This window comes from Micromonospora sp. RTGN7, from assembly GCF_033804645.1.
Classification (GTDB): Bacteria; Actinomycetota; Actinomycetes; order Mycobacteriales; family Micromonosporaceae; genus Micromonospora.
Genome location: NZ_JAPZLF010000027.1, coordinates 48,269 through 68,658 on the forward strand (window position 1 = coordinate 48,269; position 20,390 = coordinate 68,658).

The 20,390-nt window shown below is 69.5% G+C and carries 10 protein-coding genes; 8 read left to right on the top strand and 2 right to left on the bottom strand.

All coding sequences use genetic code 11. The features are described 5' to 3' along the window. The first annotated feature begins 432 nt into the window (after positions 1-432). The gene (locus SNR22_RS26965) at positions 433-7,380 is read left to right on the top strand and encodes a LamG domain-containing protein (protein WP_320069470.1); all 6,948 of its coding nucleotides are present in this window, start codon (positions 433-435) and stop codon (positions 7,378-7,380) included. 403 nt (positions 7,381-7,783) lie between these two features. Further along, positions 7,784-8,959 (top strand): lactonase family protein, encoded by a 1,176-nt coding sequence (locus SNR22_RS26970; protein WP_320069471.1) that lies wholly within the window; start codon positions 7,784-7,786, stop codon positions 8,957-8,959. Positions 8,960-9,252: 293 nt separating this feature from the next. On the opposite strand, the gene SNR22_RS26975 is transcribed toward SNR22_RS26970, so the two are convergent. Both SNR22_RS26975 and SNR22_RS26980 read right to left on the bottom strand, forming a co-directional pair. After that, complete coding sequence (locus SNR22_RS26975) at positions 9,253-10,626, bottom strand: cation:proton antiporter (RefSeq protein ID WP_320069472.1); 1,374 nt, start codon at positions 10,624-10,626, stop codon at positions 9,253-9,255. Positions 10,627-10,678: 52 nt separating this feature from the next. Further along, positions 10,679-12,937, bottom strand: a complete 2,259-nt coding sequence (locus SNR22_RS26980; protein ID WP_320069473.1) for a non-ribosomal peptide synthetase — start codon at positions 12,935-12,937, stop codon at positions 10,679-10,681. Positions 12,938-13,273: 336 nt separating this feature from the next. On the opposite strand from SNR22_RS26980, the gene SNR22_RS26985 reads away from it, so the two are divergent. The 6 genes from SNR22_RS26985 to SNR22_RS27010 are packed head-to-tail and all read left to right on the top strand — an operon-like array spanning position 13,274 to position 20,271. Continuing rightward, on the top strand, positions 13,274-15,898 hold the full coding sequence (locus SNR22_RS26985) for an amino acid adenylation domain-containing protein (protein ID WP_320069479.1): 2,625 nt from the start codon (positions 13,274-13,276) through the stop codon (positions 15,896-15,898). Continuing rightward, complete coding sequence (locus tag SNR22_RS26990) at positions 15,888-16,784, top strand: chlorinating enzyme (protein WP_320069474.1); 897 nt, start codon at positions 15,888-15,890, stop codon at positions 16,782-16,784. Before SNR22_RS26985 ends, SNR22_RS26990 begins: the two co-directional genes overlap by 11 nt. After that, on the top strand, positions 16,781-17,647 hold the full coding sequence (locus SNR22_RS26995; RefSeq protein WP_320069475.1) for an aspartyl/asparaginyl beta-hydroxylase domain-containing protein: 867 nt from the start codon (positions 16,781-16,783) through the stop codon (positions 17,645-17,647). The genes SNR22_RS26990 and SNR22_RS26995 overlap by 4 nt, the downstream gene beginning before the upstream one ends. 13 nt (positions 17,648-17,660) lie before the next feature. Further along, positions 17,661-18,347 (top strand): iron-containing redox enzyme family protein, encoded by a 687-nt coding sequence (locus SNR22_RS27000; protein WP_320069476.1) that lies wholly within the window; start codon positions 17,661-17,663, stop codon positions 18,345-18,347. A gap of 3 nt (positions 18,348-18,350) precedes the next feature. Beyond that, on the top strand, positions 18,351-19,481 hold the full coding sequence (locus tag SNR22_RS27005; protein WP_320069477.1) for a fatty acid desaturase: 1,131 nt from the start codon (positions 18,351-18,353) through the stop codon (positions 19,479-19,481). Continuing rightward, positions 19,462-20,271 carry a PhzF family phenazine biosynthesis isomerase gene (locus tag SNR22_RS27010; protein WP_320069478.1) on the top strand — a complete coding sequence of 270 codons (810 nt, stop codon included), beginning with the start codon at positions 19,462-19,464 and terminating at the stop codon, positions 20,269-20,271. Before SNR22_RS27005 ends, SNR22_RS27010 begins: the two co-directional genes overlap by 20 nt. The last annotated feature ends 119 nt before the right edge of the window (positions 20,272-20,390 follow it).

Below are 20,390 nucleotides of genomic sequence, written 5' to 3' on the forward strand. Positions count from 1 at the left end.
CGGGCAGGTTGCCTGAGTACCCCTTGCCGAGGATCTATTTCGTGGGAAGAGCGGGCGAGCGGGGGGCGCCCGAGCATCATCACGGCTCCACCACGGCCGTTGTGCTGAATGTCTCCGGTCCCGCCGGTGCATTCCGGGCTCACCGGGCGACCTGTGCGGGTCGTTTATCCAGAGGCGAGTCCGGCCGACCTGTGAAGCTGTAAGCCCGGGATTGGCTGATTCCGGCATTTCCTCCGGATAGGCGGGGCCCATCGCCGCGTAGGCCCCGGACGTTGATGTCGACGTCGAATCGTCGTAACTGCACGGGTCCGGTTCGGTAATACGGAATCCGAGGTGGACCATGTCTCCAGAGCGGCCTGTTTGGTGCGCGTCCGGGCCGATTCTGTAGCTTTCCTGCGCGCATATGGGTGATTCATCGACGTGAGGTAGGGAATGCCGAACAAGAACCTGGTCAGGGTGTACACCGACAGGACCTACGTGTATACGACGATGGTGCGCCATCAGGGCACGACGGTGGCGTTCGCGATGGACGACTCCCGGCGTATCTACTACAACGTGCTGAACCTGGATATGGGCAGCCGTGAGCGAGGCGAGATCGACAGTTCGTACTGGGACGACAACCCGCCGCAGCTCATGTTCCCGAGCGAGGTCACCGAGGTCGGCTTCGGTGGCGGCAAGGCGGTCGGCGTGCCGGCGGTGAAGCTGGGCGGGCGGGCCGAGGTCGCCGCCGGTATGCAGCTCCAGCCCGAGGATCTGGATCCGTTCCTGTCCACGACCGCCCGGTTGGGTGCCCAGGCGCCGTTCCAGGTCGTCTCGGACGGCAGATACCTGTTGCTGTTCCGCCAGTCGGTCGACGAGACGCACCCGGACGCGTTGTTCCGGCTGACCGGCGGTGGTGCCTCCGGGGACGCGAGCCGGAAGGACTACGCCCAGGCGAGCGGGGCCAACGTGCCGCTGGTGTCCGACACGGTGCTCTGCGACCGCTTCGTGCAGGTGGGGGCGACGGTCAAGCCGGTGCTCGAGGTGCGCTACCGGCGCAGCCGGAGCAAGACCTCGCCCGCCTCCAGCGGCGACACCCTGGGCACCAGGGACCTGGACGGCAACCCGTTCTACGAGACCACCCGGCAGCTGTCCTTCGTCCGCAACGTCACCGACGGTGAGTTCGCGGTGATGCTGCTGCCCACCCAGGTCGACGGCGTCATGCGGTGGCAGCTCTTCGCCGTGAACAGGGTGACCGGCCGCATCGATGCGTTCAACTTCGAACGGGCCGACGACGGGCTGTTCAACCTGGCGGGCACCCAGTTCTACACCAGCCCGGACCCGAGGTACGCCGCCTCGGTGCTCGAGCGCGAGCCCGGCGCGGACCCGTTCACCAAGGAACCGCTGGTGCCGGTCGCGCTGCCGACCGACCGTGCGGGGACCGCGTTGCGCCTCGACGGAAAGGACGACTACCTCGACCTGGGAAGCGCGCCAAGCGCGCGGCTGCAGGGCGCTTACACGGTGGAGGCGTGGGTCAAGCCGGCAGCCTCCGGCGGGTACATCGCGGCCGCCGGAGACGGGGTGAAGGCGGGATCGTTCAGCCTGAGCCTGACCACCACCGGGGCGCTGGTGCTGACCCATCCCGGCACCGGCAACACGCTCACCTCGCCCGCCGGGAAGGTGCCGATCGACCGCTACACCCACGTCGCGGCGGTGTTCAGCACCGGTACCGAGGCCAGAGGCACGCTGTACGTCAACGGCGGCGAGGTGGCCAGCGCCCCGATGTCGTTCACCCCCGCCTCTTCCTCCGCCGGGGTGGTGACGTATGTCGGCGCCCGGCCGTCGGGCAGCGCCGCGACCGGCTTCTTCTCCGGTGACGTCGACGAGGTGCGCATCTGGAGCCAGGCGCGGACGGGCGCCGACCTGGCCCGGGACGTCCGCCGCCGCCTCGCCGGGGTCGAGCCGGGCATGGTCGCCTACTACCGCTTCGACGAGGGCGCTGGGGCCAGCATCGCCGACCACACCGACAACGGTTTCGACGGCACCGTCCGGGGCGGCGCGACGTGGTTGACCTCGGGGGCGCCGGTGGGGGACAGCCCCGGGCTGTCCCGGGAGACCTTCGGTTTCGCGGGCCGGTCGCTCGCGGCCGGGCTGGCCGCGGTGCTGTACTTCCAGCAGGAGGAGACCGTCACCGGTTACGCCGACCAGCCCAGCCCGGCCAAGCGGCAGGCGCGGGTCCTGCTGGCCTGCCCGACGGTCGACACCTTCGCCCCGGACGGCAATCCTCTGATCGCCACCCTTGACCTCGCCCTCGCCGCCGACGGCCGGCTCGCGCAGGTGCCTCGTTCGGTCGCACTCTCCACCGTCGGGCGCCCAAACCCGACCAACGACATGGACGTGCTCAGCGCGGCCCAGGCCGCGGTCACTGCCGCGCAGGCGATGCTGGTCAAGGACCAGGCGCTCATCGACCAGGCAGACCAGGCCGTGCAGGGGCAGCTCCCGAATTATCAGTACTGGAACAACAGGTACTGGGGCTTCGTGAATTCCGGCTACTGCTACGACCAGGGAAGTTTCGTCTGGCCCCATGATCGCAATGGTCGGGCGAGCAGCCTGCTGGGGGCGCTGAACTCGGCAGGCTCGGCCCGCGACGCCGCACTCCAGACTTTGGCGGATGCGCAGGCGCAACTGATCCGGGACCAGGGCCTACTGGTGGAGAAGGAGGCCGTGCTGGCGGCGCTCAGCGGCGGGCTTCAGGGCGGCGACGACGTGGCGCTGGCGATGCCGGTGGTCGCCGTCGACAACACCGGACTGAGCATCTTCGGCGCGATCCTGGCCTTCGCGTGGAGCCATGACACTCCGGTCCTGCTCGACAGTGCGACCGGCGAGGTGGTGCTGTACTTCCGCGGCGTCGATGGGCAGTTCTTCTCCGTCTACTACGACGTCACCGCCTCCCGGGCGGTCAAGCAGATCAAGCTCCCCTCCGGCCGGTTGCAACTGACCAGCCGGGACACCGGGGTCGACCTGCCCGAGCTCAGTTTCACCGTCTCGGGCGTCGCGGGCGCTGACCTCTGCACGGTGGTGGTCACCCGCACGGCCAACAACACGACCCAGACCGAGACGTTCAACGAGGTGCCGCGGCGCGCCGACCAGTTCGCTGCCGTCCTCAACGGCACCCCGACCGGGGACCTGCTGGGCGTGGTGGCCTCGGTCCAGGGCAGCACCGTGACCCTCGCCGCGCCGCTTGCCGTGGCGTTGGCGGTGGGCACCTCGATCCGGGTGGCCGGCGCGGTCCGCCAGCTGAAGAACGCCGCGCTCGTCAATGCCACCACCCTCACCCTGACCACGGATCCGGCCCCGGCACCGGCGGGTGCGCAAGTGCGGACGGTCGTCTACAACTACGCCTCGGCCAGCTCCAGCCGCCCCGGAGCGCGCCTGGACGGCGGCTCGCTGATCGTCGCGGTCGGCGTCGGTGCGACCATCACCGCCGCCGTGCCCAACGGCGCGGCCGTCGACGTCATGGCCGGTCGGGGCAACCACTGGCGGGGCCATGCCCCCGGGCGTTCGTTCTCCTTCGACGGCACCAAGCGGCTCGCTCTCCCGGCCGCCCAGCGCCCCGGGGCGGCGATGGTCGGCGACCTCACCGTGGAAGCCTGGGCGAACCCGGGCTTCGCCGGCCCGCAGAGCCGTATCGTGCACGCCCACCTGCCCGGCACCCCCACCACCCGGTACACCCTCGGCGTCTCCGGCACGCCCTATCCCTCGGCGCTGGAGTTCAACGGAAGCAGCGACTACCTCGACTGCGGCACCGGCATAGACCTGACCGGTACCTCCTTCACCATCGAGTTCTGGGCCAAGCGGGGAACAACCGGCCGGACGGACTTCATTGTCTGCCTCGGCACCACGGCCGCGACGGACAAGAGCCTGCACGTCGGGTTCCGCGACAACAACGCCTTCACGATGGATTTCTACAACGACAGCGTGGACGCCTCGACCTCCTACAGCGATCTGAACTGGCACCACTGGGCATGCGTCTACGACCGGGAGGGCACCAACCGCATCCAGATCATCTACCGGGACGGCGTGGAAGTTGCCCGCGATACCGCCATCGGGCACTTCGCAGGCACCGGCAAACTCGTGCTCGGCCTAGCTCCCATCTGGGGCTACAAAGCCTATGTCCAGTTCGACGAGATGCGTATCTGGGGTCGGGCCCGTTCCGCGCAGGAGTTGAAGGCGGACAAGGACCGCCGGTTGACCGGGCGGGAGGCCGACCTGCTCGGCTACTGGAACTTTCCCGGCCGGCGGACCACGGACCTGACCGGGCGGGGCAATGACGCGACGATCGCCGGGAACCCCCGGGTCGTCGGCTCCACCTTCGCCGGATACAAGATCCTCGCCGGGGTAGGCGACCAGTTGGTGCGTAGCCGGGACGTCTACCCGGCCGGCCAGTGGGGCCACCTGGCGGCGGCGTTCGAGCAGGACTGGGCGCTGCGCTTCGACGGTGCCGCGTGGCTGGACACCGGCCGCGCCGACGCCCTCGATATCACAGGTGACCTGACGATCGAGGTCTTCCTCCGGCTCGACACGCTGGGCAACAACCAGGGGCTGGTCTGCAAGGGAGGGCTGGCCGACGGCGCCGGCGGGACCGTGTCGTACGCCTTCTATGTGCAGCCTGACGGGGCGCTGGCCTTCACCTACGAGAACACCGCGAGCATCCAGCCAGCCGTTGCCGTCTCCACGACCAAGCTGTCGGCAGGCGTCTTCACCCGGGTCGCGGTCACCCGCAGAGCCAACCCGAACGGGTCGGACATCCAGTTCTTCGTCAACGGCGCGTCGGCAGGCACCGCCACCATCATCGGCCCGGCGCCGACGGGCAACGACGGGCTCCTCGAGATCGGCCGCTACCGCTACGGCCAGACCAGCCATGGGCTGCGCGGCGTGCTCAGCGAGGTACGGCTGTGGAACGTGGCCCGAGAGGCGGCGAAGATCGGCGTGGCGATCACCGAGAGCACGCCCGGGCTGGTCGCCCAGTGGACTTTCCCCGAGGACGCCGGAAACACCACCGTCGACGTCGCCGGCAGCTACTCCGGCAGGCTGCACGGCGCCAGCTGGGTCAAGACGCCGGACCCGGGAGGCAACCGGTTCCGGCTCTATCAGAACGGGGATGCGACCCCCGCCGACCCAGTGCCGGCCACTGAGGCGGTCGTGACCACCGGCTACGGGCCCGAGCAGTTCACCGTCGGCGGCTGCACGGCCACCAACGACGGTCTGCGCGACGCCTTTGCCGGCGCCCTCGACGAGATCCGGGTCTGGCAGGCAGCGCGGACCGGCGAACAGATCCTCGACAACGTCTTCACCCGGCTGCGCGGGGAATCCGAGGACCTCGTCTGCTACTACCCGTTCGACGCCTCCTCCACGGTCATCGGCGCCCCGATCCTCGACGCCGGGCCGCGTGGGAACAACCTGACCGCCACCGCCGGCAGTGAGCCCGTCATCGTGCTCTCCATGGCACCCGTTTCCGCCGATACCGCCGAGGTCCGCTCGGCGCTGACCGGCATTCGCACCACCTTCCACGAGATAATCGGCGCAGCCCCCTCGGTCGCCGAGTACGCCGACGCCCAGCGGGTCCCGCATCGCGGCGTGCAGGGAGTGATGAAGCGCTGCTACAGCTACCAGCAGGATGGCCGCTGGCATCTGATCACCGGTTACAAGGTCGGTAACCTGGTCAGCAAGTGGGTCGGCCAGGCCCAGTTCGACCCGCAGCTCGTCGGCTACATCGAGGGGGCACCGCCAGTCCCCTCCGAGAACCTGGTCAAGCGTCCGGGCACCGACGACTACGTCGACGCCTCCACCGTCTCCTTCGTCCAGGCTGAGGAGGTCACCAATACGCTGTCGTCCAGCAAGGAAATCAGCATGGACGTCGCGCTGAAGTTGAAGTTCTCGTGGGAGGTCTCGGCGGACGTACTACAGATCGCCGCCCCGCTGGGTGTCGGCATCGCCACACCGCTGGCCAAGCTCGCCATGGAGGGGAATCTCGACCTCGGCCTCGAATTCTCCAACGGCTGGACCAAGGACACCGAGGTCTCCGAAGGCAGCAACACCACCCGCACCAGCACCGTCGCGCTCAGCGGCGCGTGGGAAGACCCGAACCGCCCGCTCAACCCGGCTGCCGGCCAGCGGTGGGTACCGGCCAACACCGGCTACGCCCTGGTTCAGTCCGAGACCGCCGACGTCTTCGCACTGCGCCTCGCACACACCGGTGCGCTGGTCGCCTACCGGATGATGCCCAACCCCGACATCCCCCGAGACTGGAACATCATCGAGTTCCAAATCAACCCGCTCTACACCAAACAGGGCACCCTCGACGGGCTCGTCGGCTACGGGCTGACCGGCCCCTTCGCCGACCCCACCCACTATCCCACCGCCGGCGACGGCGCCGAGTACAGCTACTTCAAACCCCGGGACGCCTACGCCCTGAAGCGCCGCATCGAGCGCCAGGCGCAGCAACTGCAGAGCTACTACGACTCGGCCTCCACGGAGACCCACGCTTCAGACCGGACGGCCGAGAGAGCCAGAGAGGTGGCCAACAGGTCTTCGGCCCGGCGCAATCTGGCCAACACCTACGTCTGGACCGCTGGCGGCGGCTTCTTCGCCGAATCCACCGAGACCACCGACACGGTGACCGAGACCACCAGCGGGTCCTACTCAATCAAGGGCACCCTCAGCGGGGGCGGCATGTTCGAAATCGGCGGCGCCGCGGGCGGCACGAAGATCGGCTTCGAGGCCAGCATCGGCGGCGGCAGCAGCGTCACCCGCACCAGGGCGAAGTCGGCCACGAAGACGTTCGGGATCGAGATCGGGTGCACCGGCGGCCGGGATCTTCAGCGCTACCAGGGCGGCGAAACCCCGGTCTACGACCCCAAGACCAACCAGCCTGTCACGGCCCCCGGCAGGGTCGATGCCTACCGTTTCATGACCTTCTACCTCGACGTCACCAAGGACAACTTCGAAGACTTCTACGGCAAGGTCGTCGACCCGCTTTGGCTCGCCACTTCTCCCCAGGCCGCCGCCCTACGCCAAGCCAACCAGGCCGACCAGAAACCACCCTGCTGGCGCGTCTTCCACCGGGTCACCTTCGTCAGCCGCCTACTCGACCCGATCGCTGCCTCCGACACCGCCCCGGCATCCCTGGCCAAGGCGCTGCAACGCGAGGGCTTCGGCAGCATCTACGACCTGATCCAAACCCTCGAACCCGATCTCAGGAACATCCCGTCGAACCTGGCCAGCCTCGCCAATCTGACCGCCGCCACCACCGAGGTGCTCAAGAAGAAGCTGTTCCGGCTCTCTCCGTACGCCGAGGAGATCATCGTGCACGTTGCCCGTTACTTCGGCATCGACCGCTAACCACACGACCCGTACCAAATGACTGACCCGTAGATACTCGAAGGCCGGCGGCCTCCAGCGTAGCCACTCGTGACGCTGGAGGCCGCGCGGCTTCGATCCGCTACACACCCGTTGATCAACCACTTGATCGATGACCCACGAGGAGACGGTCCTGATCAGGCTAAGAAGCGTGACCGGCCAGCGCGGACGACCGGGCTGCCGTCATGGCCCGAGTCCGCGCTGGCGTACGCGATTCTCGACGGCACGCTGATTCGCCCGGGCCCACGGCATCATCAACGCCCTGAGATGAAAATGCTCATTATTCCCCCTTTCGGGTTAATGGCCTTAACTCCGCTGTTATCTCCGATAGCGTCACAAAGAGAAGGGTGTTCGCATTCGATCTTTTTGGGTGGAAGGAGTCACGATGAGGCGCGGAGCAGCGGTTGCGGTAGCTCTCCTGACGGGTCTGACCGGTGTCGGGCAGGCCTCCGGGCCGGCCTTCGCCGACGGTGGCGGTCCCGAGTCGTACCAGGACGACCGCGGAGGCCGCGGGCACCACCACGACGGTGATGGCGCGGTCTTCGTCCAGACCAACAAGGCAGAGGGCAACACCATCAAGGTCTACGACCGCGATGAGGACGGCCGACTAACCAGGGCGGGTGAGTACGAGACAGGCGGGTTGGGCGGGTTCACCGTCGGCGCGCCGGTCGACGCGCTGGCGTCGCAGGGATCGTTGATCTACCACCGTGGGCTGCTGTTCGCGGTGAACGCCGGCAGCAACACCGTGACGGTGTTCGCTGTTGACGGCACCAGGCTGCACCGGCTCCAGGTCATCTGGTCCGGAGGGCTGCTGCCGGTCAGCGTCACGGTGCGCGACGGCCTTGTGTACGTGCTCAATGCCGGGGGTGAGGGCTCGGTGCAGGGGTTCGAGCTGCACGGGGGGCGCCTGTCGTCGATCCGCGACGCCAACCGCTCGCTCGGGTTGCACAACGGCAACCCGCCCGCCTTCATGACCGCCCCCGCCCAGGTCGACATCGACCCCGATGGTGAGTTCGTGCTGGTGAGCGCCAAGGCCGCCGACGTGATGTTCAGCTTCGAGATCGGCCCCGAGGGCGAACTGGCCCGGCACCCGGTCATCAGCGATGCCGGCTCCGTACCGTTCGCCTTCACCTTCGACACCGAGGACTCGCTACTGGTCACCGAGTCCGGCACGAACGAGGTCAGCCGATTCGAGCTCGACGAGAGTGGCAGGCTCGACCAGATCGGCCCGTCTGTGCCCAACGGCCAGCAGGCGTCGTGCTGGATACAGCGCGTCGGTGACTACTTCTACGTCGCCAACGCCGGCAGCTCCACCATCAGCTCCTACCGAGTCGATGACGACGGGAAGCTCGAACTAGTCAGGGCCATCGCCGCCGACACCGGCGGCGGGCCGATCGACATGACCACCAGCGACGGCTTCCTGTACGTCCAGAACGCCGCCGTCGGCAACGTACAGGGCTACGAGGTCAACGACGACGGCTCCCTGACCCTCGTCACCACCGTCGACGGCCTGCCGAAGTTCGCCGATGGCATCGGCATGGAAGGCATCGCCGCCTCCTGAACCTCCTGACCCGCCATCCGACCGGCACGGGCCACGGAATCCTGGCTCCTGTCCGCAACACCAGAGGCAGTCGCCGCCCGAAAGGTGCTGACAGAGCACCTCAACCCGCACACCGCAGGTCAGCGGACCTGTGACAGATTCCGGTCGACAGGCGATTGACGCCGACGGTGCGGATCTTGGCATGGTGGCCGTTGACGGTGGAGTAGTAGGGCTTCTGGTCCACGACCTGGTCGATCGGGATCAGAGTGTCGGTGGCGCGCCTTCGGCATGCTGCTCGGCACCGTCGTGCGCCGTCATCGCGGCTGTCGCACCTCCGCGTCCTGCACCTCTGCGACCTCGGGCTCGGCGCCTTGCACCTCGGCGCCTTGCACCTCGGCGACCTCGGGCTCGGCGCCTTGCACCTCGGCGACCTCGGGCTCGGTGTCTTGCACCTCGGCGACCTCGGCCTCCGGGTGGCCGGCCCGCAGCGGGTAGATCAGCTGCAGCAGCGGGCCGGCCATCGCGGTCGTCACCAGAGCCATCACGACCATCGAGGAGTACAGCGGTACGTCCAGCACACCGAGTTGCAGGCCGACGGTGAGGATGATGAGTTCGGTTAGGCCCCGCGTGTTCATCAGGGTGGCCAGGGCGGTCGCCGGGCGGTTGCGCAGGCCGCTGAGCCGGGCCGCGACGTAGGCGCCGACGAACTTGCCGCCGATCGCCACGGCGAGGATCAGCAGGAGTTCGACCAGCGCGGTGCGGTCGAAGCCGGACAGGTCCACCTTGAGACCGGTGACGATGAAGAAGATCGGCAGCAGCAGAGTGCCGTTCAGGTGCCCGATCTGCTCGGTGACGCCGAACTGGCGGTCCGGGAGCCGCAGGGCGTCGCGGGGCATGACCGTGCCGAACAGGAACGCGCCGAAGATGAAGTGCAGCCCGATCCACTCGGTGAAGGCCCCGGAGGCGAGCAGGCCGACGAGCACCACCACCAGCGACGTGGTCCGGGCCGGGTCGCTGCCGGGGCGCTGCCGCAGCAGACGGCGCAGCGCGGGCCGGATGATGTAGACCATGGCGATCAGGTACGGCACGAACAGCAGTAGCAGCCACTGCCCGCCGGCGGCCGCCCCGGAGATCGCCACGACCACGGCCAGCAGTGTCCAGGCCAGGACGTCGTCGATGGCGGCGCAGGCCAGTGCCAGGCTGCCCAGCCAGGTACGGATCATCCCGCGGTCGGTGAGGATACGGGCCAGGACGGGGAACGCCGTGACCGACATGGCCGCGCCCATGAACAGCACGAATCCGAGCTGGTTCTCCGTGGGGTGCTCGCGCATGAGGTAGTACGCCAGCCCGGCACCCAGCGCGAACGGCAGCGCGATCGAGCCCGACGACACCGCCCCGGCGATGACCCGGCGTCCACGCAGCAGCGCCGAGTCCAGCTCGGCGCCGACGCCGAACATGAACAGCGCCACGCCGAGGTTGGCGAGCGCAGCCAGGAACGGCCGGACATCGGTCGGGAACAGAGTCTGGGAGAAGCCGTGCAACAGGGTCGGCCCCAGCAGGACGCCCAGCAGCACCTCCCCGATGACCGCCGGCTGGCCGACCCGGCGGGCGAGCCGGCCGCACAGATGACTGAGCAGCACGATCAGAGCGAGCGCCAGGAACAACGACGAGATCTGCGAGGGGGTCACGCTGGTCGACTCCTGTGATCGGTGGGGGAAGGGCGGGGAAGCCAGCCGTGGATCAGCTGCCGGCCCGCCGGGCGCGGATGGACGCGGCGACGTCCCGGACGGTCCCACCGAGTAGTTCCGCCACGTCCGGCTGGGCGTGCATCTTCTCCTGGCACTCGCCGAGCAGCGTGAACGCGAGCATCGAGTGCCCGCCCAACTGGCCGAACGTGTCCAACACGCTGACCTCCTCGACATCGAGAACGTCGCGGTAGATGTCGACCAGGGCGGCCTCGAGTTCGTCGGCGGGCGGCACGATCTCCCGGCCGGTTTCCACCGTGGCTCGCCAGAGGGCGACCAGCGCGTCCTTGTCGATCTTCCCGTTGACCGTGGCCGGGATGCGCAGCACCGGCATGATGCGTTCCGGCCGCATGTGGTCGGGGAGGCTGCGGGCGGCGTACTCGCCCACCGCGACGACGTCGAGGTCGTTGACGGCGACCCGGCCGGCCGGGACGACGAAGGCGAGCAGGCGCGTCGGGTCGCCGTGCGCGACCACCGCGCAGTTCTCCACCGCGGGGTGCGAGCCGAGCACCGACTCGATCTCGCCGGGCTCGACCCGCTGCCCGCGGATCTTGATTTGCCGGTCGATGCGGCCGAGGTGCTCCAGGACGCCGTCGTCGCGGTACCGGCACAGGTCGCCCGTCCGATACAGGCGCGAGCCGGGTGCGCCGTACGGGTCGGCGACGAACCGTTCCGCCGTGCGCCGCGGTGCCTGCCAGTACGACTGCGCGACACCCGTCTCGCCGCCGATGTACGCCTCACCCGGCGTGCCCACCGGCACGAGGTCGAGGTTCTCGTCCAGCAGCAGGATGCGGAAGTTCGCCGCGGGCCGGCCCAGCGGCACCACGGGTGCGCCCGGCTCGGGTGGCAGCGCCATGTCGGTGACGTTGCCTGCCTCGGTGGGCCCGTAGCAGTTCACCAGGGTCGCATCGAGCGTCGCGTAGAACGTGTCCCGGATCCGCGGGGTGACCGGCTCGCCGCCGCACAGCGCCCAGCGCAGGGCCCTCGCGCGCTGCGGGGAGACCGTCTCGAGGAACGGCGCCATGACCGTCGGTGGCAGGAACACCGTGGTTACCCGGTACCGCTCGATGAGGCCGGCGAGGTGCTTGGGGTCCCGGTGCCCACCGGGCCGGCAGATCACCAGGCGCGCGCCGTGGTAGAGCGGCCAGAACAGTTCCCAGGTGGAGACGTCGAAGCCGGGCGACGTCTTGAACAGTGCCGCGTCGCCGGGGCCGAACGGGTACCGGCTCTGCATCCAGTCGAGGTGGGCCAGCGCGCCGGCAGTGGGGTACGCGACACCTTTCGGGCGGCCGGTGGTGCCGGAGGTGTAGAGGATGTGCAGCAGCCCGCCGGGGTTGTTCGCCGGGGCCGGCAGGGTGGCCGGGCCGTCGCGCCACGGCGCATCGTCCGCCACGTCGACGACCTCCCACGCGCCGGACGGGATCCGCTGCCGGCAGGCCGGATCGGCCAGCACGACCTGCGGCCCGGCATCGGAGAGGATGTACGCCAGTCGGGCGTCGGGCAGTTCGGCGTCCAGCGGCACGTAGATGGCGCCCGCCTTCACCGCGGCGTAGATCGCCACGATCTGCGGGATGCCGCGTTCCAGGCAGATACCCACCCGGGTGCCCGGGCCGGCGCCCCGGCCGGCCAGGTAATTCGCCAGCCGGTTCGCCCGCTCGTCGAGGTCCCGGTAGGTCACCGTGGTCCCGTTCTCGTCGAGCAGCGCGACATCGTCCGGCGTCCGGCGCGCCTGCTCCTCGAACGGTTCCGTCATGGAACGGTGCCGCACCTGCGGCGAGCGGTACGGGTTGAGCCGGTGCAGGATCTGCTGCCGATCCGCGTCGTCGACCAGCGGGTGCCGGCTCATCGGCGCGTCCGGTTCACCGGCCAGGCCGGTCAGCAGTCGCAGGAACGAACGGGCCCAGCAGTCGGCGGTCGGTGCGTCGGCCGAGCTGGTCATGCTCTCCGCGTACAGGTGAGTGCCGTCCTGCGAGACGACGATGGTGACGTCCACCGGCTGCCCGGCCACCGAATCCGGCGCGCTGAGAACCCGCAGGTCCGCCGCGCGGCGCAGCGCTGTCCGGAAACTCTCGGTAGGATCCATCGGTGCCCCGGGGCCCGGCGTGACGGCTTCCCGGGCACCGCGCACCACCCAGGCGCGGCACGGTGAGCCGGGGCGTGACAACCGCCGGGCCAGCACCGCGGCGCAGATCGACAGCGGGACGAAGTCGGCGACACCGGCCTCGGCGGCGTACGCCTGCAGTGCGCGGGTCACGTGCGGCGGGACGTCGAGCGGACCTACGCACTCCGGTGGCATCGATGTCTCCGACCTGTCCGTCGTCGGCACGGCGGGGTCCGCCGGGGGGCCCGTGCGGGTGGGAGAGAGATGGCTGGTCACGAAAGGCTCCAATGGACCGAATCTGCCGAGATTCCAGTTAACGCAGTGGATCGGCGGGCCGCCTGTCCCCGGTTCGACGGACATCTACGGCCGCATCCCGTAGCTGGTTTCCGTGACTCAACGACGCGATACCTGGTACCTAGCCTGGATCCGCAGAGGCGCACACCGGTCCCCGTGGCGCTTCGGATGGGAGGGGTGTCCGCAGTGACCGACATGGAAACCGCGACGCGTCCGGCGTCCCCCGAGCCGGTCGCCGTCCCCGTGTGCGACCTCGTCCGCGCGCAGGCTCGTTCCGGCGGTGAGCGGGACGCGCTGGTCGATCTGGTCGACGGGGCCACCACCACACTCAGCTATGCCGCGCTCGTCGAGCGCGTCGACGACCTCGCCGCCCGGCTGCGCGCCGCGGGCACCGTACCGGAACAGCCGGTGGTGGTCCTGCTGGGCCGCTCGGCCGACACGATCGTCGCGATGCTCGCCGTGCTGGAGGCCGGCGGTGTGTACTGCCCGCTGGACCCGGCGGTGCCGCCCGCACGGACCGGCGCGATGGTGCGCGACCTCGGTGCCCGCGTGGCGATCGCCGACGGGGAGAACGCGAGCCGGCTGCCCGGCGGCGTGCAGGTGGTGGATCCGGCGGGCACCGGCCCGGGCCGGACGGGTGCCCCGGTGCAGCCGCATCCCGACTCACTCGCATACATACTGCACACTTCCGGATCCACCGGCCGGCCCAAGGGGGTCGCGATGACCCATCGCGGGCTCGCCCGGCTGATCCGCTGGCAGCTCGCCGACGGCCCGACGGGCCTGCGCACCTTGCAGTTCACCGCGACGTCGTTCGACGTGACGTTCCAGGAGGTGCTCTCCACGCTCGCCACCGGCGGCTGCCTGGTGATCGCCTCCGAGCAGGTGCGGCGTGACCCCGCGGCGATGCTGCAGGCCATCGTCCGGCACCGCATCGAGCGTCTCTTCCTGCCGTACGTGGCCCTGCAGTTGCTCGCCGTCGCGGCGGCCCGGGCCTCGGTTGTCCCGGACTCGTTGCGACACGTGGTCACCGCGGGCGAGCGGCTGATCATCACGCCGGCGATCCGGGCGCTGTTCGCCGCGATTCCCGGCTGCCGGCTGGACAACCACTACGGGCCGACCGAGGCGCACCTGGTCACCAGCCGCACGCTGCCCGGCGGGGCGCAGGACTGGCCGGCCGTGCCGTCCATCGGCGTGCCGGTCGACGGCGTCGTCTGCCGGGTGCTCGACGACCGGCTGCAGGAGGTTGCCCCGGGTGACACCGGCGAGCTCTACGTGGCCGGTAGCTGCCTGGCCCGTGGCTACCATGGCAAGCCCGCGCTGACCGCCGAGCGTTTCGTGGCGGCGCCCTCCGGCGACCGGTTATACCGCACCGGCGACCTGGTACGCGCCGGCGGGGATGGCACGTACGAGTTCGTCGGCCGCGCCGACAGCCAGCTGAAGGTGCGCGGCTTCCGGGTGGAGCCGGCCGAGGTGGAGAACGCCCTGCTGAGCCACCCGCGGGTGGAGGCTGCCGGGGTGGGCCTGCGTGAGGTCGCCGACGGCGTGCCGGCGCTGGTCGGCTACGTGCAGGCCGCCGGCGAGGTGTCGCCGCGCGAGCTCTCCGACCACCTCCGCGGGCTGCTGCCGGCGTACATGATCCCGGCGCGCTACCTCATGGTCGCCAGCATGCCGCGAACCGGCACCGGCAAGATCGACACCCGGGCGCTGGGTGAGCTGGAGCTCTCCGCGGCGCCCGATGCGGTGCCCGCGGCGCCGGCCGCCGGGATGCCGCTGCCCGAGCTGATCACCTCGATCTGGGCCCGGGTGCTCGGGCACGACGACTTCGAGCCCGACGACGACTTCTTCGACGTGGGTGGCGACTCGCTGCTGGCCAGCTGGGTGGTCGCCGAGCTGCGGCAGGTACTGGGCCGCCCGGTGGAGTTGTCGGTTCTGCTGGAGGACAGCACCGTCGAGGACCTGGCCGCCGCGCTCGAGGCCACCGCCACGGTGGCGGCGCAGCCGGACCGGTCCTCGCAGATCGTCACGCTGCGGCCCGGACCTTCCGGGCGCAGCCTCTACCTGCTGCACCCGCTCGGCGGCGAGCTCATCGGCTACCGCGAGCTGGCCCACGCCTTCCGCGCCCCGGCCCGGCTGCTGGGTGTCGGATGGGCCGGGGAGCCACCGCGGTTCGGCAGCTCGCTGTCCGAGATCGCGGCGGTCCACGTCGAGCAGCTGCGGCTGATCCAGCGGGGCACCCCGTTCCTGCTGGCCGGCTGGTCGTTCGGCGGCGTGCTGGCGTACGAGATCGCCCAGCAGCTCACCGCGGCCGGCGAGGAGGTGGAGTTCCTCGGCCTTCTCGACGCGAACCCGGTCATCGACCCGATCACCGGGCTGCCGATGGCGCAGACGCCGTTCCTGTCGATGCTCGACGCGGTGCTCGACAAGCTCGGCGACTCCGACGGCGCCGGCCTGGCGGAACTGACCACGAGCGACACCTGGATCCAGCTGATGGGCGCGCCGATCCCGGACGGTGCCTCGGGCGAGCACCTGCGCACCGCGCTGCAGACGGCACGGGCCTGCATGCACGCGGCGATGGAGTACCAGCCGCGCCCGTTCGGTGGTCCGGTGACGCTGTTCCAGGCCGCCGGCGGGGTGTCCGCCGAGGGGCCGGAGCCGGTCGCAGCCCTGCGTGGGCTGTGCGTCGGTGGTCTCACCGTCCGGCCGGTCGCGGGCGACCACTGGGGGTTGATCAGAGGAGAGCACGTCACGGGGACGGCAACGGAACTGGACGCCGCGTTGGAGCGGACGGGTGCTGCAGGGAGTGTCAACGATGGATCTTGAAAACGACCGGAAGACGTTCGCCGAGCAGGGCTACATCGGCCCGTTCACGCTGTGGGAGCCGGGCGAGATGGCGGCCTGGTGGAAGGTGCAGCGCAAGGCACTGCTGAACCCCGACAACAACGCCCGCAAGGTCTTCGACAACCCGGTCAACTACGACCGGCACCTGGACATCCCGGGGCTCAGCAAGCTCATCACCGAGCCGGAGATCGTCCGCCGGATACAGGCCATCATCGGCGACGACGTCCACTGCTGGCGCACCGAGTTCTTCCCCAAGAACCCCGGCGACACCGGCACCGGCTGGCACCAGGTGGAGACGTACGCGATCGGTGAGGCCACCACCGGAATGCTGGAGGCCACCGAGCACTCCCCGGACGCGCCGATGGAGCTCACCTGCTGGGTCGCGTTCACCGAGGCGGCCAAGGAGAACGGCTGCATGCGGGTGCTGCCCGGCAGCCACCGTGAGTGGAAGTACGACGAGCGTCGGCCGATCAAGTGGAACGGCAAAGCGCGGGACAACTCGTTCTTCGGCTACAACTACGGCGAACTGAAGCTCGACAAGGACTGGGACCCGGAGCAGGAGTACATCGAAGACCTGGAAATGCGGGCCGGGCAGTTCTTCATCTTCACCGCCCGTACGATCCACGGCTCGTACCCGAACATCAGCAACCGCCAGCGGATGGGCTTCGCCATGCGGGTGGTGCCCACGAACGTGCGGGTGTACGGCGGGATGACCGGCTTCGACGAGTTCGGTCACCACTTCGACCTGGACCGGCACGGCTGCGTACAGGTCGCCGGGAAGGACGAGTACGGCCTGAACCGGGTCGCCGCCGAGAACGCCTGGGGTGAGCCGTTCACCCCGCTGCCCCGGCTCGGATCGGTGGTGTGACGCCGGTGCACACCCAGTACATCGCCTCGGTCGAGCTCGACACCGACCGGCTGGCCAAGGACCTCGCGCAGAGCGCGTCGTTCACCTGGTCCGAGGCGTACAGCGACTACCTGTTCGGCGGGCCGTGGAAGAGCGCCATGCTGTGGGCCCTGGGCGGCGACAGCGGTGACGGCGTGATGACCAACTACGCGTACGACCTGACGGCTTCGTTCACCGACTACGGCCGGCAGACGCCGTACCTGCAGGAGCTGATCACCGACATCGCGGACCTGTCCCGGCTGGTGTTCGTGCGCCTGGCCACGGTGGCCAACAGCGTCATCATCCCGCACCGGGACCTGCTGGAGTTCACCGAGATCGCCGACGAGCGACGCATCGCCCACCGCGTGCACATCCCGCTGGTCACCCACGAGAACTGCTTTTTCAGCGAGCGCAACACGGTGTTCCGGATGCGCACCGGGGAGGTCTGGGGGCTCAACGCCGCGCAGATGCACTCGGTCGCCTCGCTCACCAACCAGCCGCGCACCCACATCATTTTCGACTTCGCCGACCGGCCCGGACCGGGTCCACTGGTAAAGGTCGAGCGGCAGAACACCGGCCCGGACATCCCGGCGGACCGCATGGTGGTACGCCCGCCGCTGCCCGACGAGATCCGGGCCGACCTGCTGCGCTTGGCGGACGTGCTGACCATGGACACCTTCAGCGAGGTGTTCAGCATCATCATCAAGCAGCACTTCCGGTATGACGGTGGTGAGAGCTTCGCCTGGGACACCATCAAAGCGATCGCACGAGTCTGCAAGGACCCCGCCGTGCTACCGCACACCCTCGAACTCCATCGCTACTACACCCTGGAGCGATCCGCGTAAGGAGTGGAAAAGCATGACTGCAACTCTGTCCTTCGGCGACCGGCTGGCCGCGAGCCCGGTTTACCAGAGCTACCGCGACCACCCGTTTTTCGCAGGCGTCGACAACTCTGACCTCACTAAGGAGCAGGCGGAGACCCTGATCGAGCAGTGGTGGCACCCGCTGCACTACTTCCCGACCTTCCTGGCCCGGTGCGTGGCGGTACTGCCCGGCATCGCGGCCAAGAGCGCGATCACCCGTATCCTCAACCAGGAGGCCGGCGGCGGCGACGTCACCCAGGCACACGAAGTGATCTACGTCGACTCGATGGCGCGGTGCGGCTTCGACCGCGACCGGGTCGCCGGCACCAAGCCCTTCCCGGAGACCGAGGCGCTCGTCGAGGGCTACCGCCGGGCGTCCGAGCAGTGGCAGTCGGCGCTCGGGTTCATCTTCGCGACCGAGAACACCGACTTGCTGATGGTCTCGAGCATCGGCAAGGCGATCGAGCGTACGACCGGCATCACCGACAACGAGTGGGTCGAGATCCACGTGGCGCAGGAGCCGGACCACGTCGAGGAGGCCAACCACGCCCTGGTGGACCTGAACGCGGAGGACGGCGAGGCGGTGCTGGCAGCCGCCAACGAGATGTGGCAGCTGTGGACGGCCTTCTTCGACCGTCTGTCGAAGGAGTCCGGCGTGGGCTCGCAGGTAGCCGTGAGGTGAGAAGTGCAGGACATCCGCGCGACGTATCTACGTTTCCCCGCCTGGACGCAGCACTTCTGGACCTGGCAGACCGGTAAGGCCCTGCCGGGGCAGGAGCCGTTGCTGCGCCACACCTGGGCGTCCTACCTGGCCGTCACGCTCGGTCTGTTCCTGGGCGGGCTGACGATCTCGACGGTCGCGGTGGGCGTCATGTTCCCTCTGTGGTACCTCGCGCTGCTGCTCGGCTGGATCCTCACGGTCACCGGTGCACGCATGATGGTGCTGGTCATCGCCCACCAGGCGCTGCACCGCAAGTTCTCCGGAAATGCCTCGGCCGACTGGTTCTGGGGCGAGGCCGTCACCGTGCTGTCGGTGTTCCACACCTTCCAGGACTTCAAGGAGGAGCACTTCGACAATCACCACCGTCGTGAGGTGTTCGCCACCGAGGCGGATCCGCCGGTGCAGTTCCTGCTCAACCTGGGCTTCCGGACCGGCCGCTCACGGGCGGCGCAGTGGCGCCGGGCGTGGGCGGTGTTCCTCTCGCCGGTGTTCTACGGGCGCGGCTTCCTCGGCCGCGTCGGCAGCAACCTCAAGGGCGGGAAGGTACGCCTGGTCGGGTTCGCCGTGTGGGCCGGCTGGTGGCTGTCGCTGCCGTTCTGGTTCCCGCACGGGCTGCTCGTGCTGGTCCTCGCGTTCGTCCTCCCGGTTATCCTCTTCGCCCAGCTCAGCGCGCTGCTGGACCGGCTCGGCGAGCACGAGTGGCTGGCCCCGCGGGTGCCTGAGTACGGCCACCGGTACTACACGGCGGCGGCGACCTCGGCGCGCTACTGCGGTGCGCCGGTACCACCCCGCTCGATGCCGGCGGGCCGGCAGCTCGTCGCCTGGGTGCGCTGGACCGCGGCGACGCTGTTCTACCACCTGCCGTCCCGGCTGCTCGTCGTGGTGGGCGATCTGCCGAACCACGACTATCACCACCGGTATCCGTCGACCGCGGATTGGACGACGGCCGCGTACGCCCGTCAGCGCGACATCGACACCGGACCTCAGGGGCCGGCATACCAGGAGGTCTGGGGGATGGGCGCGGCGATCGACAAGGTGTTCCGCAGTTGGGAAGGGTCACAGGAGGAACAGCGGCATGCAATGTCATATCGTTGACACCTTTGTCGGCGGCCGGTACGCCGGTAACCCCGCCGCCGTGGTGCCGGTCGAGCAGTTCCCGCCGGTCGACCTCATGCAGGGGATGGCGCACTGGATCGAGCTGCCCACAACGGCGTTCGTGGTTCCCACCGCACCGGGGGAGTACCGGGTGCGGTGGTTCACGCCGTACAAGGAGCTCAACCTCTGCGGTCACGCCACCATCGCCAGCGCCTGCCACCTGTTCCGGCAGCCGGAGAACGCGCACCACGACCGGCTGCGGTTCGTGTCGGACAACGGCGTGCTCAACGCCGAACGCGTCGGTGAGCTGATCGCCATCGACCTGCCGTCGGCCCGGCTCACCCCGGCCGAGCCGCCGGCCGGACTGCTCGAGGCGCTGGGCGTCGAGGCGGTGGCCTGCGCGGTGTCCAGCGACGACGTGCTGGTTCAGGTCGACGACGTGGATGCGGTCATCGCCACGCGGCCGAACTTCGCCGCGCTGGCCCGGCTGCCGTTCCGCGGGCACATCGTGACGGCGCAGGGTACGGGTGACGCGGACTTCGTCTCCCGTACCTTCTTCCCCTCGCTCGGTGTCGACGAGGATCAGGTCTGCGTCACGGCGCACGCCAAGCTGGTGCCGTTCTGGTCGGCTCGGCTCGGCCGGCGCGACCTCACCGCGTTGCAGTTGTCGCAGCGCGGCGGCCGCCTCGTCCTGCAGGACGCCGGTGACCGGGTCCGCGTCCTCGGCTCGGCGGTGCCGCGGCATGACGTGCTGCACACCGAGGGCCTGGAGACGATCGGCTCGCACTGACCGCGAAGCTGGACCAGAAGCGGGGGCCCGGGGGCCCCGGCGGGGGGGGGCGGGGGGGCCCCCCCCCCCCCACGGGGGTTTAGGGGAGAGGGCAAACCGGGCCCGCCCCCGCCGCCCGC